The sequence below is a fragment of the Actinoplanes campanulatus genome (assembly GCF_014647795.1).
GTDB classification, from domain to species: domain Bacteria; phylum Actinomycetota; class Actinomycetes; order Mycobacteriales; family Micromonosporaceae; genus Actinoplanes; species Actinoplanes campanulatus.
Genome location: NZ_BMPW01000011.1, coordinates 104,547 through 119,721, shown reverse-complemented (window position 1 = coordinate 119,721; position 15,175 = coordinate 104,547). Strand labels below are relative to the sequence as shown.

Below are 15,175 nucleotides of genomic sequence, written 5' to 3'. Positions count from 1 at the left end.
TTTCCGGGGTACGGCTACGCGTGCTCGGACATCTCGGCCGGCTCGGTGCCGCCCTGCCAGGACCGCCACAGCGCCGCGTAGGCCCCGCCCGCCGCCACCAGCTCGTCGTGCGGCCCCAGTTCGGTGATCCGCCCGTCCTCCACGACGGCGACCCGGTCCGCGTCGTGCGCCGAGAAGAGCCGGTGCGCGATGGCCACCACCGTCCGCCCGCTGACCACCGCGGCCAGCGAACGTTCCAGATCCCGGGCGGCCCGCGGATCCAGCATCGCGGTGGCCTCGTCGAGCACCAGGGTGTGCGGGTCGGCGATCACCAGCCGGGCCAGAGCCACCTGCTGCGCCTGGGCCGGGGAGAGCGGATGCCCGCCGGCGCCGACGACCGTGTCCAGCCCGTCCGGCAGCGCGTCCGCCCAGTGCAGGGCCTGTACGGCGGTGAGCGCTGCCCGTACCTCGCCCTCATGGACGCCGGGACGCACCATCGCGACGTTGTCGCGGAGCGTGCCCACGAAGACGTGGTGCTCCTGGGTGACCAGCGCGACCTCGGCGCGCAGCCGTTCCGGCGGCAGAGCGGCCAGCGGCGTCCCGCCGACCGTGATGGTCCCCGAGGTGGGCTGGTACACACCGGCGAGCAGACGGCCCAGGGTGGACTTGCCGGCGCCGGAGACACCGACGACGGCGAGTCGCTCGCCCGGTTCCAGGACCAGGTCGACGCCGTGCAGCACCTCCCGGCCCGGCTCGTAGCCGAACCGGACGCCGCACAGCTCGACGCGGGTCCCGTCCGGCGCCGTGGTCACGGCCGGCTGCGGCTGCGGATCGGCGGTCACGCCCAGCAACCGGGCCAGGGCGGCCCCGCCCACCTCCAGCTCGTCCAGCCAGCCGACCAGCCGGTCCAGCGGATCGACCAGCTGCTGCACGTAGACCACCGCGGCGGTCAGCTCACCCAGGGTCACCGTGTCGTGCAGGTAGAGCAGGCCTCCGGCGAGCAGGGTGAGCACCATCGGCAGCACGTAGCTGATCTCGATGACCGGCCACCACACGGTCCGCAGGCGCAGCGTGTACCGCTCGGCCCGCCACGACCGCCGCAGGTCCGCGTCGGTGCGCCCGGCCCGCTGCAGCTGCCGTCGCATGGCCTCGACCGTCCGGGCGCCCTCGACCGTCTCGGTGAGCCCCTCGGTCACGTCCGAGTAGGCGGCGTTCTGCCGGAGATAGCCGCGCGGGGCGTGCCGCAGGTACCACCGGGTGCCCACCGTCATGATCGGCACCCCGATCAGCAGCGGCACCGCGAACACCGGGCTGACCAGTAACAGCGCCGCCACCACGAGAAGCAGGGTGATCAGCGCGATCAGGGTCTCCGGCACCGCGAAACGGACGCATTTGGACAGTGCGTCGACATCCCGGGTGGTCCGGGTCAGCAGGTCACCGGAGCCGGCCGCCTCCACGGTGGACAGCGGCAGGCCCAGCACCCGGGTCACGAACTCCTCCCGCAGCCGGGCCAGCACCCGCTCCCCCAGCCGGGCCGAGGCCAGATGGGCGAACCGGATCAGCACGGACTGGGCCAGCACGAATCCGCCGATCATCAGTGCCAGCCGGTCCAACCGGTCCAGCGGCACGCCGTCGTGGATGCCCTGCACCATGTCGCCGAGCAGTCGCGGGCCGGCCAGCCCGGCCAGGGCGGCGGCCGCGTGCAGGGCGACCGTGGCGCGGAACATGGCCGGGTAGCGGCGGATCAGGTCACGGGCGTACCGGCGGGCCTGCACGGCGCTCGCCACCGGGAGCAGGCGGGTCACTGCTTCTCCTCGCGCAGCACCATCCGGGCGTAGCCGGGTTCACCGCGAAGCAGGTCCCGGTGCCGGCCGGCGGCCACCAGCCGGCCGTCCTCGACGTAGCAGACGTGATCGGTGCGGCTCAGCACCAGCGGGCTGGACGTGCAGACCACGGTGGTCCGGCCGCTGCGGGCGGCGCGCAGCCGCTCGGCGATGCGGGCCTCGGTGTGGGCGTCGACGGCGTTCGTCGGCTCCACCAGGATCAGCACCTCGGGGTCGGCGATCAGCGCGCGGGCCAGGCGCAGCCGCTGCTGCTGGCCGCCGGAGAACGAGCGGCCGCGGTCGGCCGTCACGGTGTCCAGGGCGTTCGGGAGCGCGTCGACGATGTCGGTGGCGCCGGCGGCCGCGAGCGCCCGGGCGACGCCGCCGCGGCCGTCCGGGTCCAGATCGGAGCCGAGCCGTCCGGAGAAGAGGTGGGCGTCGTTGTCGACGACCAGGATCCGGTCCCGCACCTCGGCCAGTGCCACGGCCGACAGTGGCACACCGTTCATCGTGGCGCCGTCGGCGTACCGGCCGAGCCGGTCGGCGATCCGGGCCGCGTCGGCCGGCGTGGACGCCACGATCGCGGTCAGCCGGCCCGGCGGGATCCGCACCCCCGACCCGGAGTCGGCCAGCTCACCCGAGGGCAGCGGGACCGGCTCCGGTGGATCCGGCAGGTCGCCCTCCACCTGGAGCATGGCCACCACCCGGCGGCTCGACACGTGGCCCCGGGTCATCTTGTCCAGCACGTCGGTGAGCTGGCGGAGCGGGGCGACCAGGAAGGCGGCGTACGCGTAGAACGACACCAACTGCCCCACGGTGATCCGCCCGTCCGCCGCGAACCGGGCGCCCAGCCAGGTGACCAGCACCAGGAACGCCCCGGGCAGCAGCACCTGGGCCGCCTCCAGCAGCGATTCGACGCGCGCCGTGCGTACCCCCGCCGCGCGCAGCGCCTGTGACTCGGCGCGGTAGCGCGCCGCCATGGTCGACTCCCCGCCCACGCCGCGCAGCACCCGCAGCCCGCCGACCAGGTCCGCGGCCCGGCCGGTCAGACGGCCCTGGCTCTCCCGGTACGCCTTCTGCCGCCGGTGCAGCGGCCGGATCAGCAGGCCCACCACGAGCATCAACAACGGCACCCCGACCAGCACGATCAGGCCCAGCGGCACCGAGGTGCGCAGCAGCACCACGGTGATCGTGACCACGGCCAGCAGCGAGCCGGCGCCGCGTGAGGTGATGTCGACGGCGCCGCCGATGTGGGTGATGTCCGAGGTGCCGATCGCGACCACCTCGCCCGCGTCCAGCCGTCGCGGCAGGGTGGATCCGAGCCGGTTCGCCTGCCGGACCACCACCTGCACGGTCCGGAAGGCGGCGGCCAGCCAGTTGGTCACCGCGAACCGGTGCCGGGTGATGCCGGTCAGCGCCTGAACCACACCGACGCCGAGCAGCAGCAGCGCTCCGGCGAGCAGGGCCGCGGCGTCGCGCGTCACGGCGGCGTCGACCGCCCGGCCCACCAGGGCGGGCACCAGGGCCTGACAGCCCATCCAGGCGATCGCCAGCAGAGCCGCCGCCGCGACCGTCAGCCGGGAGCGCCGGACCAGCCAGAACAGATATCGAGCGGCGGACCGGGAGTCGGGTGTGCCGGGATCGGTGACGGGCAGTCTTCGCATCAGGACCCGACGGTAAGGGCCGCGACGCGCCGACGGCGAGGGTCAGCGATCGACGGGGGTGAAATCCCAGACGTGCGGAGCGCGTGCCACCAGCTTCTCCGGCGGCGTCAGCAGGCTCTCCGGGGTATTGCGCCATTTGGTGATGACGACGATGCGATGATCGGTGGACGAATAGACGTCACTCGACACATGTTGTGGCAGTACCTCCAGAGCCGGCACCGCCGTGTCGCAGACCCAGGCCAGCAGTTCGTCGAAGCCACTGCGCGAGGCCCGCACCTCCCACATCCGCGCGATCATGAACGCTTCCTACCCCGGCACACTCACCGCGGTCAAACTCATCGCGGAATCCGCGGGCAGATCCAGGCGGCTCGGGGCGACGCCGGCCCGCACCAGATGCGAGCCGAGTGCGGCGACCATCGCGCCGTTGTCAGTGCACAAACCCGGACGGGGTACGCGGACCGCGATCCCGTGCTTCGCGGCGCGTTCCTCGGCGAGCACGCGCAGTCGCGAGTTGGCCGCCACCCCACCGCCGATCACCAGGGTGCCCACCCCGTTGGCCCGGCAGGCGTCGATCGCCTTGGCGGTGAGCACGTCACAGACCGCCTCCTGGAAGCTCGCCGAGACGTCCGCCACCGGCACCGGCTCACCGGCCCGCTCCCGGCTCTCCACCCAGCGGGCCACGGCCGTCTTGAGCCCGGAGAAGGAGAAGTCGAACCGGTGCGCCGCCAGGTCCTTCGCGGCGGTCAGCCCCCGCGGGAACGCGATCGACGCCGGGTCGCCCTCGCGGGCCGCCCGGTCGATGATCGGCCCGCCCGGGAAGCCCAGGCCGAGCAGCCGGGCCACCTTGTCGAAGGCCTCCCCGGCCGCGTCGTCGATGGTCGCCCCGAGCGGCGTCACGCCCGCGGTCAGGTCGTCGACCAGCAGCAACGAGGAGTGGCCGCCGGACACCAGCATCGCCACCGCCGGCTCGGGCAGCGGGCCGTGCTCCAGGGTGTCCACCGCCACGTGCGCGGCCAGGTGGTTCACGCCGTAGATCGGCTTCTCGGCGGCGAGCGCGTACCCCTTCGCCGCGGCCACCCCGACCAGCAGCGCGCCGGCCAGGCCGGGCCCGCTGGTGACGGCGATCGCGTCGATGTCGGCGAGGGTCACCCCGGCCTCGTCGAGGGCCCGCTGCATGGTCGGGACCAGCGCCTCCAGGTGCGCCCGGCTGGCCACCTCCGGCACCACCCCACCGAAGCGGGCGTGCTGGTCCACACTGGAGGCCAGCGCGTCGGCGAGCAGGGTGTGCCCGCGCACGATGCCGACACCGGTCTCGTCGCAGGAGGTCTCGATCCCGAGGACCAGGGGTTCGTCACGCATCGCGCATCATCACCAGGGCGTCCGTGTTGCTGGGTTGGTAGTAGCCGCGCCGGATCCCGACCGGCTCGAAGTCGTACTCGGCGTAGAGCCGTTGCGCGGCCGCGTTGTCCACGGCCACCTCGAGCAGCGTCTTACGGGCGCCGCGCCGGGCCGCCTCGGCGAGCAGCGCCTCCAGCAGGCCGCGGCCGATCCCCCGCCGTTGTGCGTCCCGGCGGACCGCGATGTTCTGCACCCAGGACTCGTGCTCGTCCACCACGGACAGTCCGGCATAGCCGGCCACCGCGCCGCCCGCCTCCGTGGCGACCAGGTAGAACTGGCGGGTGGCCAGCTCGTTCCAGAACATGGCGGGGGACCACTTCTCCGGCCCGAAGAGGTCCTCCTCGATCGGCATCACCTCGTCGATGTGCCACCAGCGGAAACGCTCGATCACATAGTCCGCGGCCGCCGGGCTCCCGGCCGCCGGGCCCACGGCGGCTTGGGCCTGGGGCGGGCTCGCGGGTGCCGGGGTCTCGGCGCTCATCAGGTGAGCACCGCCTTGCGGGCGCTCGGCTCCACCGCGTCCGGCCGGCGCAGGTAGAGCGGCGTCAGCGCCTCGCCCGGCGCGCCCGCCCGGATCCGCTCGGCCGCGAGCGCGACCAGCGCCGCCCCCGGCGGGTAGAGCAGGTGCTCCTCGACCGGCACGCCGAACACGTCCCCGTACTTCAGGGCGCCCTCGCCGGCCACCCGCTCGACCAGCCCGGCCATCGACGTGCCGCCGCCCGCCTCCTCGGCGCCGACCAGCACCCCGGCCGGCAGCGAACCACCGGTGGCGCCGCGCACCAGGGCGGCCACGTCGGCCGGCTTGGCCACCTCCGGCCCGGTCACCCGCTCACCGTCCGCATACGTCGCGAAATACACCTCGCGGCGCCGGGCGTCGGTGGCGATCAGCACCCGGCCGGGCCCGGCCGCGCGCCCCAGGGCGTCCAGCGAGCACACCGCGTACGTCGGGATGCCCAGCGCCTGCCCCATGCTCGCCGCCGTGGCCAGCCCGACGCGCAGCCCGGTGAAGGGCCCCGGCCCGACACCGGCCACGATCGCGGTGACGTCCCGCGGCCGGAGCCCGGCGTCGGCGAGCACGGCGGCGATCTCCGGAGCGAGCCGCTCCCCGTGGGCGCGCGGATCGACGGTGCGCCGCTCCGCCACCCCGGTCAGACCGTCCACGGTCACCTCGACGAGCGCGGCCGTCGAGGCGGGGGTTGCGGTGTCCAGAGCCAGTACCAGCACAGGGTGACCCTAGACGGTGGCCCGTGGGTCCCAGTCGATGACCGGCCGTCCGCCGTCGGCCAGCGCCTTGTTGGCCGCGCTGAACGGACGGCTGCCGAGGAACCCGACCCGGTTCAGCGGGCTCGGGTGGCCGGCCTCCAGGATCGCGTGCACCGGGTTGGTGACCAGCGCCGCCTTCTTCTTCGCATAGCTGCCCCAGAGCATGAAGACGATCCGCTCGTCACGCTCGTTGAGGGCCTTGATGGTGGCGTCGGTGAACGCCTCCCAGCCCTTGTTGCCGTGCGATCCGGCCTTGCCCGCCCGGACCGTCAGAACCGCGTTGAGCAGCAGCACACCCTGCCGCGCCCACCCGGTCAGGTCGCCGCCCGCCGGCTTGGGCACGTTGAGGTCCTCGTTGAGCTCCTTGAAGACGTTGCTCAGCGACGGCGGCCGGCGGACCCCGTCACGCACGCTGAAGCTGAGACCGTGCGCCTGGCCCGGCCCGTGATAAGGGTCCTGACCCAGGATCAGCACCCGGGTCTGCTCCGGGGAACACAGCCGGTACGCCGCGAACAGGTCCTCCACCGGCGGGTAGATGGTCTGCGTCGCATACTCCTCCGCCACCCATCGGCCCAGAGCGGTGGTCGCGGCGTCGTCGAGGTGGGGGGTCAGCTCGGCACGCCACTCGGCGGGCAGCAGCTCGGTCAGGTTCACATGCTCTCCAGTCGGTGTGCCCAGTCGCCGCCGTGCGGCGACAACTCGACGATGCGGGTGTCGTCGTCCAGCCGGTCCAGACGGACCTGCAGGTATTCGTCGTTGAGCTGCTCCACCAGGCCGACGCCCCACTCGACGACGGTCACCGCGTCGTCGGCCGAGGCGTCCAGGTCGAGGTCGTCGATCTCGGCGCGCGGGTCCGGCCGGTCGCCCAGCCGGTACGCGTCGGCGTGCACCAGTGGGACCGGCCCACGATGCACCCGCGCGATCACGAACGTCGGCGAGGTGATCGGCCCCTCCACACCCAGGCCGGCGCCGATCCCCTGGGCCAGGGCCGTCTTGCCGGCGCCCAGCGGACCGGTGAGCAGCACCAGGTCACCGGGCCGCAGCAGGCCGGCCAGCCGCCGCCCGAACGCACGGGTGTCGTCGACCGTCTTCAGCTTCACGTGAGTTTCTCCAGGAACGGGATCAGCGCGGCGTTGACCTGGTCGGCCTTCTCCAGCATCACCACATGGCCGCTGTTCTCTATGGTGAGCAGCTCGGCCTCGGGCAGGTTCTCGATGATCTCCTTGGAGTGGGTGACCGGGGTCAGATAGTCCCGGTCCCCCACCACGACCAGCACCGGGACGCCGCGCAGGGCGGACAGCGCCGGGATCCGGTTGTGCGTGTAGAGGGTCTGCAGGTACTTGGTGAGCGTCTCCACCGACGTCTTCGAATTCATGCTCTCGACGAAGGTGACCAGCGACGGGCTGGGCTTGGTCTCACCGAACCCGTACCGCCGGGTGAGCAGCCAGGCCAGGTCGGAGGAGGCCACCCGGGCCCGGTCGATGGTGCCGCCGCCGAGCTGGGCCGCCCTGTCCCACAGCGGGAAGAACGGGGCGCTGACCCGGGCCACCACGTTGGTGATGCCCAGCTTGGCCTTGTCGAACAGCCCCGCCGAGGTGGAGATCAGCACCACGCCGGTGACCCGGTTGCCGAACCAGGCCGGGAACTGCTCGGCGAACGCCATGATGGTCATCCCGCCCATCGAGTGGCCGGCCAGGATGATCCGGCCCTCGGGCACGGTCTCCTCCAGCACCGCGGCCAGCGAGCGGCCCAGGGCGGCCAGATCGTACGTCCCCGATTTGAGCTTGCTGGACCGGCCGTGGCCGGGCTGGTCGTAGAAGACCAGCCGGTGCGTGCCGCGCGCGGCCAGCTCCTTGCGCTGGAAGTAGAAGGTGCCCATGTCCAGCGCGAACCCGTGGACGAAGACGATCGTCGGCTCGGTGCTCGCGCCCGTCGGCTCGATGATCTCCACGTGCAGGTCGGTGCCGTCGGCCGCGGTGACCGTCAGCGACCGGTCGTGCGGCTGGTCACCGAACGGCTCGTCGACGTAGGGGTCGCCGGGCGCGTTGACCGACCGCCGCACCAGCGCCCGCTCCACCGCGAAGGCCGTGGCCAGGCCGGCCGCGGCCACACCGACCGCGGCCCCGAATATGCCCGCCCGCTTGGCGACCTTCGACCGCTTCACAGAGCGACCTCCCCGTCGTAGTGCCGTGGGATCCGGCTGCTGCCGAACCGGGTGACGATCTCGTAGTTGATCGTGCCGGTCGCGGCGGCCCAGTCGTCGGCCGTCGGCTCGCCGTCGTCGCCCGGCCCGAACAGGACCACCACGTCACCGGCGGCCACCGGCTCGTCGCCCACGTCCACCACCACCTGATCCATGCAGACCCGCCCAGCGATCCGCGCCGTGACGCCGCCCACCCGGACCGGGCCGGAGCTGGACGCGTGGCGGGGCACGCCGTCGCCGTAGCCCAGCGGGACCACGGCCAGGGTGGTCTCCCGGGAGGTCGTGTAGGTCAGCCCGTACGACACCCCCTGACCGGCCGGCACCCGCTTGGTCAGCATCACCCGGGCGCGGGCCGTCATGGCGGGACGCAGACCGTACGTCTCTCCGGCGACGGGCGACAGACCATAGGCCGCGATCCCGACCCGGACCAGGTCGAAGTGGGCGTCCGGCCGGGTCAGCGTGGCGGCCGAGTTGGCGATGTGCCGGTAACGGGGGTCGATCCCGAAGGTCTCGGCCAGGGCCAGGCCATCGCGGAAGGCGGCGAGCTGCCGGTCGACCGACTCGTGGCCGGGCTCGTCGGCGCAGGCGAAGTGGCTCCACACCCCGACCGCCTCGATGTCGCCGCCGGCCTGGGCCTTGGCGGCCGCCTCGAACAGCGCCGCCCACTCGGCGGGGACCGCGCCGCCCCGGGCCAGGCCGGTGTCGAGTTTGAGGTGCACCCGGGCCGGGCGGCCGGCCCGGCGGGCGGCGGCGACCAGCTCGCCGAGCATGGCCGTGGTCGCGGCGCTCAGGTCGACCCCGGCCCCGACCCCCTCGTGCAGGTCGAGCCCGGGGGTGAGCAGCCAGGCCAGGACGGGCGCCTCGACGCCCGCCCGGCGCAGCGCCAGCGCCTCGTCGAGGGTGGCGACACCGAGCCAGGTGGCGCCGCCGGCGAGCGCGGCCCGGGCGGCCGGCACCATGCCGTGCCCGTAGCCGTCCGCCTTGACCGCCACCAGCACCTCGGCGGAGGTGCGGGCGCACAGCGACGCGACATTGTCCCGGATCGCGTCCAGATCGACGCGGACTTCTGCCTGCCACATGCCATCCACCCTACTGAGGGGTATGACAGTTTCCTGCGGTCAGCCCAGGAGATCGACGAGGACCGGTCGGAGGGCGGACGCCACGTCCGAGGCCGTGACGGGTCCGTCCCCGGCGGCCCGGCGCCCGGCGAGACCGTGCACGTAGGCCGCCATGACCGCGGCCCGGACCGCCGGCAGACCGGCCGCGAGCAGCGAACCGAGCAGCCCGGCCAGCACGTCCCCGGTGCCGGCGGTGGCCAGCGCCGGGCTGCCGGTGGGATTCGCCCAGATTTCCCCCGCCGGGGTGGCGACGATCGTCCGGTCGCCCTTGAGCAGCACCACGGCGTTGGTCCACGCGGCCAGCCGGGCGGCCGCCCCGGCCCGGTCCGCGCCGGGCGCCTCCCCGGCCAGCCGCTTGAACTCGCCGTCGTGCGGGGTGATCACCAGCGGAGCGTCCCGGCGCAGGTCCTCGGCGTGCTCGCCGCCGACCAACAGGGTGATCGCGTCCGCGTCGAGCAGCACCGGCAGCGGGGTGGCCAGCACACTGCGCAGTTCGGTACGCGCCTCGTCGCCGGTGCCCAGCCCCGAGCCGCAGACCCACGCCTGCACCCGGCCCGCGTCGGCCACCTTGCGGGAGGCGACCACCGTCGGGTGGGCGCGGACCACGTCGTAGTGGGCGGAGCCCGCGTACCGCACCATCCCGGTCGGGCCGGCCAGGGCGCCCGCCGTGGAGAGCAGAGCCGCGCCCGGGTACTTGACCGAGCCGGTGGCCAGGCCGACCACGCCTCGGGTGTACTTGTCCGAGGCCGGGCCGGTGCGGGGCCACCAGGCGGCGATGTCGGCGGCCTCCGGCACCCGGACCGCCGGGTCGGCCGCCAGGACCGGGCCGAGACCGATGTCCACGAGATCCACGTGACCGCAGCGGACCGCGGCCGGGCCGAGCACGTGGGCCGGTTTGAGGCACCCGAAAGTGACCGTGACGTCGGCGGTCACCGCTTCGCCGGGCACGTCGCCGGTGTCCACGGACACCCCGCTCGGCACGTCCACGGCCACCACCAGCGCGCGATCGCCCGTACGCCCGCGAAGCGCTCCGAGCCCGCGCGCGATCGCCGCGGCCTGGGAACGCAGGCCGCCTCTCGACCCGATCCCGACGATGCCGTCCAGGATCAGGTCGGCACGGGTGGGCAGGTCACGGGTGGTGAACCCACCGGCCTGGCGCAGCGCGGCCAGCCCGGCCAGATGGACCCGCTCCGGGGTGAGCAGCAGCGCGCGCACCTGGGCGCCGCGCCGGGCCAGGGACGCGCCGGCGTAGAGGGTGTCCCCGCCGTTGTCGCCGCTGCCGACCAGCAGCAGCACCCGGGCGCCGTAGACCCCGCCGGACTCCTCCAGCAGGAGGGCGCACCGCCGGGCCAGCCCGGCCGCCGCCCGCTGCATCAGCGTGCCCTCGGGAAGGGTCGCCATCAGCGTCTTCTCGGCCGCGCGCACATCGGCCACCCGCCATGCCTGCCGCATGTGTCCTCCTGGTCAAACTCCGGCTTCGGCCACCACCATCGCGGACGCGATGCCGCCGTCGTGCGACAGCGACAGGTGCCATCGGGCGATGCCCCGCTCGGTCGCCGCGGCGGCGACCGTACCGGAGACGGTCAACCACGGCCGCCCGTCCGGATCGGTGACGACCTCGCAGTCGTGCCACCGCAGGCCGGCCGGCGCCCCGAGCGCCTTGGCGACGGCCTCCTTGGCCGCGAACCGGGCGGCCAGCGACTCGGGGGACCGCGGGTTTCCGGACGAGGTCAGCCGCTCGGGCTCGGTGAAGAGCCGGTCTCCGAGAAGCGGGGTCCGCTCCAGCGCACGGGCGAAGCGGTCCACCAGGACGACGTCGATGCCGACAGACACGATCACAACGGTCACCCTAGCGGTGCGGCCGATGACATCCCAGGCCTCTACCAGGACCCCGGCAGGACGGAAAGCCCTGTGGACAGGTTGTCCACAGGCCGCCCCGGTGATCTCCGCCGGCCTCTAACGTCGGCGCATCCCGCTGTCCCGCTTGGAGGTTGCCCGATGAATCCCGATCTCGAGGTCGACACCGAGAGCCTGCGCCGCGACGCCGCCGCGGTGGACGGTCTGGCCGCCCGGGTGACCGGCGCCGCCGGTCCGGTCCCCGATCCCGACCCGTCGCCGCGCTGGGCCACCACCGGCGCCGCCACACTGGCCGCCGGCGCCGCCGCGCGCATGCTCGGCCTGCTCGGCACGGATGTCGGCGGCACGGCGGAGCGGATCCGCGCGTCCGCCGAGGCGTATGCGGAGTCCGACGACCGCGCCGCCACCCGATTCCGGCAGACGCGATGACCGAGCTGGCGACCGAAGCAGCAATCACCGTGGTGAAGGCGGCCCGATGAGCGATCTGGCGATCACCTATGCCCGGTTGCGGGTCACCGATCCGTCCCGCTGGCTGGCCACCGCGCTCGCCTGGCGCCGCTGGGCGACAGTGGCCGGCGTCCTCGGCACCGACCTGGGCCGGCTCCCGGCCCGGCTCCGCGCCTCCTGGTCGGGCACGGCCGCCGTGGCCGCCGTCACGAGAATCGACGGCCTGCGCCGCCGGCTGGCGCTGTTCCGGGTGCTCTGCTGGCGGGCCGATCAGGCGCTCAGCGAGTTCGCCGCGGCCCTCGGCCGGGCCCGCGCGCTGCTCGACCGGGCGCGGGCCGGTGCGCGACGATCCGGCCTGTCGATCGACGATTCCGGTACGGTGCGGGGCCGCCCCACCGAGCAGGCGGCCATCCGGTCGGTGGCCGCCGATCTGGCGACCGCGCTGGAGGTGGCGGCGCAGGCCGACGCGTCCGCCGCGGCCCGGCTGGCCGGGTTCGCCGACGTGCCGCCCACCCCGGTGGCCACGTCGTTCCCGGCCTGCACCGCCACCCCGGCCGAGGTGCGGCGGTGGTGGGACGGCTGGACCCCGGCCGAGCGGAACTGGTTGCTGGTCACCGACCCGGCCGCGTTCGCGGGCGCCGACGGGATCCCGGTCGCCGACCGGGACATCGCCAACCGGCTGCTCCTGGACGACCGGCACAGCGAGAGCGACCGGCACGGGGCGGGCCTCGACCGTCTTCGATCCCGGTTGGCGGACGACTCCGGCCCGCGTGCCTACCTGGTGTCGCTTGGTCTGGACGGTGACGGCCGCGCGGTGGTGGCGCTCGGCGACCCGGACCGGGCGTCGCACATCCTCACCCACGTGCCCGGCATGACGTCGGATCTGGCGTCGCTCGGCGGCGAGCTGACCCGGGCCGAGCGGGTGGCCGTGCGGGCCGGCGAGCTGGACCCCGGCCGGACCACGAGCGCCGTGCTGTGGCTGGGCTACGACGCTCCGGACTTCCTGCACGAGGCGTTCTCGGCACGGCAGGCCGTCGACGGCTCGGCGGGTCTGCGCCGTTTCCAGGAGAGCCTGCGGGTCACCCACGACGGCCCGCCCGCGCATCAGACCCTGCTGGGGCACAGTTACGGCTCGCTCGTGGTGGGCACGGCGGCGGCCACCGAGGGGCTGGCCGCCGACCGGCTGGTCTTCGTCGGCTCGCCGGGCGTCGGCGTCGACTCGGCCGCCGGTCTGAAGGTGCCCGCCGATCAGATCTGGTCCACGACGTCCCGCACCGACGTCATCCGGTACGCGGCGGTCTCCCCGCGCGAGCTGCTGATCCCGGATCTCGGTCTGCCGGACCGCTCGCACGAGCTGTGGTTCGGCCGGAGCCCGGTCGACACCGGTTTCGGTGGCCGGGTCTTCGCCAGCCAGGCCGACGCCGGTCACCTCGGTTACTGGGAGCCGGGCCGGCCCGCACTGGACGCGCTGGCCCGGCTCACCCTCGGGGAGAAACCGTGAGCGGCGGGCTACTCGACGGTGACCGACTTGGCCAGGTTGCGCGGCTGGTCCACGTCGTTGCCCCGGGCCGTCGCGATCTCGCACGCGAGGATCTGCAGCGGGATCGTGGTCATCAGCGGGGCGAGCAGCGTCGGCGTGTGCGGGACCGGGATGAGATGGTCGGCGAAGGCGCGGACGTCCTCGTCGCCCTCCTCGGCGATCACGATGGTCCGGGCGCCACGGGCCCGCACCTCCTGGATGTTCGAGACCACCTTGTCACGGATGACCCCGCGGCCGGCCGGCGACGGGACCACGCAGACCACCGGGGTGCCCTCGTCGATCAGCGCGATCGGGCCGTGCTTGAGCTCACCGGCGGCGAAGCCCTCGGCGTGCATGTAGGCGAGCTCCTTGAGCTTGAGCGCGCCCTCCAGGGCCACCGGGAAGCCGACGTGCCGGCCGATGAACAGGATCGTCGAGGCGGTCCGCAGGTCACGGGCCAGCTCCCGGACCTCCTCCATCCGGTCGAGCAGGGTGCGCATGCCGTCCGGCGTCTGGCGCAGCTTCTCGACGACCGCGGCGACCTCGTCGGCGTACATGACTCCGCGGATCTGGGCCAGGTGCAGCCCGATCAGGTAGCAGGCGGCGAGCTGGGTGAGGAAGGCCTTGGTGGAGGCGACCGCGATCTCCGGGCCGCCGTGGGTGTAGAGGACGGCGTCCGACTCCCGCGGGATGGTCGAGCCGTTGGTGTTGCAGATCGCCAGGACGCGGGCCTTCTGCTCCTTGGCGTGCCGCAGCGCCATGAGGGTGTCCATCGTCTCGCCGGACTGGCTGATCACGATCACCAGCGTGGACCGGTCCAGGATCGGGTCCCGGTAACGGAACTCGCTGGCCAGCTCCACCTCACAGGGGATGCGGACCCAGTGCTCGATGGCGTACTTGGCGATCATGCCGGCGTGGAAGGAGGTGCCGCAGGCCACGATGAAGACCTTGTCCACGTCACGCAGGTCCTGGTCGGTGAGGCGCACCTCGTCCAGGAGGATCTCGCCGCGCTCGGAGAGCCGGCCGAGCAGGGTGTCGGCGATCGCCTGCGGCTGCTCGGCGATCTCCTTGAGCATGAAGTAGTCGTAACCGCCCTTCTCGGCGGCGGAGGCGTCCCAGTCGATGTGGAACTCCTTGCCGGTCGCCGGCGCCCCGTCGAAGTCGGTGATCTCGATGCCCGCCGGGGTGATCAGGACGACCTGGTCCTGGCCCAACTCGATCGCCTCGCGGGTGTGCTCGATGAAGGCCGACACGTCGCTGGCCAGGAAGTTCTCCCCGTTGCCGCGGCCGACCACGAGCGGCGAGTTGCGCCGGGCGGCGACCACCGCGTCCGGCACGTCGACGTCGACGGCGAGCAGCGTGAAGGCGCCCTCCAGACGGCGGACGACGCGGCGCATGCCCTCGGCGAGCAGGGCCGGCCCGTCCACGCCACCGGCCTCGCGCAGCGCGCGCATCTCGGCGGCGAGCAGGTGGGCCGCGCACTCGGTGTCGGTGTCACTGCGGAACTCCACACCGGTCGCCTCGATCTCGGCGCGCAGGCGGGCGAAGTTCTCGATGATGCCGTTGTGGATGACGGCCACCCGCCCGTCGGCGGAGAGGTGGGGGTGGGCGTTGCGGTCGGTCGGGCCGCCGTGGGTGGCCCAGCGGGTGTGGCCGATACCGGTGGTGCCGGCCTCGATGCCGTCGCCGGTCCGTTCGGCGAGCGCCTTCTCCAGGTTGGCGAGCTTGCCCGCCTTCTTCTCGGTCTTGACCAGTTCGCTGTCGATGATGGCGACGCCGGCCGAGTCGTACCCGCGGTACTCAAGACGCCGGAGCCCGTCGATGACGATGCTCAACGCCGGTCGATTGCCGACGTAACCCACGATCCCACACATGGGGAGGCAGCCTAGCCGACTTTCGCTCAA

15 protein-coding genes are annotated in these 15,175 nt (G+C 73.6%); 2 read left to right on the top strand and 13 right to left on the bottom strand.

Annotated features, from left to right (window positions below; all coding sequences use genetic code 11):
- Positions 1-14: 14 nt before the first annotated feature.
- The 12 genes from IEZ13_RS22105 to IEZ13_RS22050 all read right to left on the bottom strand — a co-directional run bounded on the left by IEZ13_RS22105 (position 15) and on the right by IEZ13_RS22050 (position 11,287).
- A complete protein-coding gene (locus IEZ13_RS22105; RefSeq protein ID WP_183222886.1) occupies positions 15-1,784 on the bottom strand; it encodes an ABC transporter ATP-binding protein in 1,770 nt (589 codons plus the stop codon).
- The gene (locus tag IEZ13_RS22100) at positions 1,781-3,466 is read right to left on the bottom strand and encodes an ABC transporter transmembrane domain-containing protein (protein WP_183222885.1); all 1,686 of its coding nucleotides are present in this window, start codon (positions 3,464-3,466) and stop codon (positions 1,781-1,783) included. Before IEZ13_RS22100 ends, IEZ13_RS22105 begins: the two co-directional genes overlap by 4 nt.
- Before the next feature lie 42 nt (positions 3,467-3,508).
- Positions 3,509-3,763: a hypothetical protein gene (locus IEZ13_RS22095; RefSeq protein ID WP_183222884.1), complete on the bottom strand. Its 255-nt coding sequence runs from the start codon at positions 3,761-3,763 to the stop codon at positions 3,509-3,511.
- A gap of 9 nt (positions 3,764-3,772) precedes the next feature.
- Entirely contained in the window at positions 3,773-4,825 is a 1,053-nt protein-coding gene (tsaD, locus tag IEZ13_RS22090) for a tRNA (adenosine(37)-N6)-threonylcarbamoyltransferase complex transferase subunit TsaD (protein WP_183222883.1), read from the bottom strand.
- Entirely contained in the window at positions 4,818-5,216 is a 399-nt protein-coding gene (gene rimI, locus IEZ13_RS22085; RefSeq protein WP_229794913.1) for a ribosomal protein S18-alanine N-acetyltransferase, read from the bottom strand. The genes tsaD and rimI overlap by 8 nt, the downstream gene beginning before the upstream one ends.
- A 128-nt stretch (positions 5,217-5,344) precedes the next feature.
- Positions 5,345-6,088, bottom strand: a complete 744-nt coding sequence (gene tsaB / locus IEZ13_RS22080) for a tRNA (adenosine(37)-N6)-threonylcarbamoyltransferase complex dimerization subunit type 1 TsaB (protein ID WP_183222881.1) — start codon at positions 6,086-6,088, stop codon at positions 5,345-5,347.
- Positions 6,089-6,097: 9 nt separating this feature from the next.
- A complete protein-coding gene (ung, locus tag IEZ13_RS22075) occupies positions 6,098-6,781 on the bottom strand; it encodes a uracil-DNA glycosylase (protein WP_183222880.1) in 684 nt (227 codons plus the stop codon).
- Complete coding sequence (tsaE, locus tag IEZ13_RS22070; RefSeq protein WP_183222879.1) at positions 6,778-7,227, bottom strand: tRNA (adenosine(37)-N6)-threonylcarbamoyltransferase complex ATPase subunit type 1 TsaE; 450 nt, start codon at positions 7,225-7,227, stop codon at positions 6,778-6,780. The genes ung and tsaE overlap by 4 nt, the downstream gene beginning before the upstream one ends.
- Positions 7,224-8,291 (bottom strand): alpha/beta fold hydrolase, encoded by a 1,068-nt coding sequence (locus tag IEZ13_RS22065; RefSeq protein WP_183222878.1) that lies wholly within the window; start codon positions 8,289-8,291, stop codon positions 7,224-7,226. Before IEZ13_RS22065 ends, tsaE begins: the two co-directional genes overlap by 4 nt.
- The gene (gene alr / locus IEZ13_RS22060; RefSeq protein WP_183222877.1) at positions 8,288-9,409 is read right to left on the bottom strand and encodes an alanine racemase; all 1,122 of its coding nucleotides are present in this window, start codon (positions 9,407-9,409) and stop codon (positions 8,288-8,290) included. The genes IEZ13_RS22065 and alr overlap by 4 nt, the downstream gene beginning before the upstream one ends.
- Before the next feature lie 39 nt (positions 9,410-9,448).
- Positions 9,449-10,900 carry an NAD(P)H-hydrate dehydratase gene (locus IEZ13_RS22055; protein ID WP_183222876.1) on the bottom strand — a complete coding sequence of 484 codons (1,452 nt, stop codon included), beginning with the start codon at positions 10,898-10,900 and terminating at the stop codon, positions 9,449-9,451.
- Between the two features lie 12 nt (positions 10,901-10,912).
- Positions 10,913-11,287 carry a holo-ACP synthase gene (locus IEZ13_RS22050; RefSeq protein ID WP_183222875.1) on the bottom strand — a complete coding sequence of 125 codons (375 nt, stop codon included), beginning with the start codon at positions 11,285-11,287 and terminating at the stop codon, positions 10,913-10,915.
- Between the two features lie 159 nt (positions 11,288-11,446).
- Here IEZ13_RS22050 and IEZ13_RS22045 point away from each other — a divergent pair, with 159 nt between their 5' ends.
- Positions 11,447-11,734, top strand: a complete 288-nt coding sequence (locus IEZ13_RS22045) for a type VII secretion target (RefSeq protein ID WP_183222874.1) — start codon at positions 11,447-11,449, stop codon at positions 11,732-11,734.
- Positions 11,735-11,780: 46 nt separating this feature from the next.
- Positions 11,781-13,253, top strand: coding sequence for an alpha/beta hydrolase (locus IEZ13_RS22040; RefSeq protein ID WP_183222873.1), 1,473 nt, complete (start codon positions 11,781-11,783; stop codon positions 13,251-13,253).
- An 8-nt stretch (positions 13,254-13,261) separates the two neighbouring features.
- On the opposite strand, the gene glmS is transcribed toward IEZ13_RS22040, so the two are convergent.
- Positions 13,262-15,145, bottom strand: coding sequence for a glutamine--fructose-6-phosphate transaminase (isomerizing) (gene glmS / locus IEZ13_RS22035; protein WP_183222872.1), 1,884 nt, complete (start codon positions 15,143-15,145; stop codon positions 13,262-13,264).
- Between the last annotated feature and the right edge of the window lie 30 nt (positions 15,146-15,175).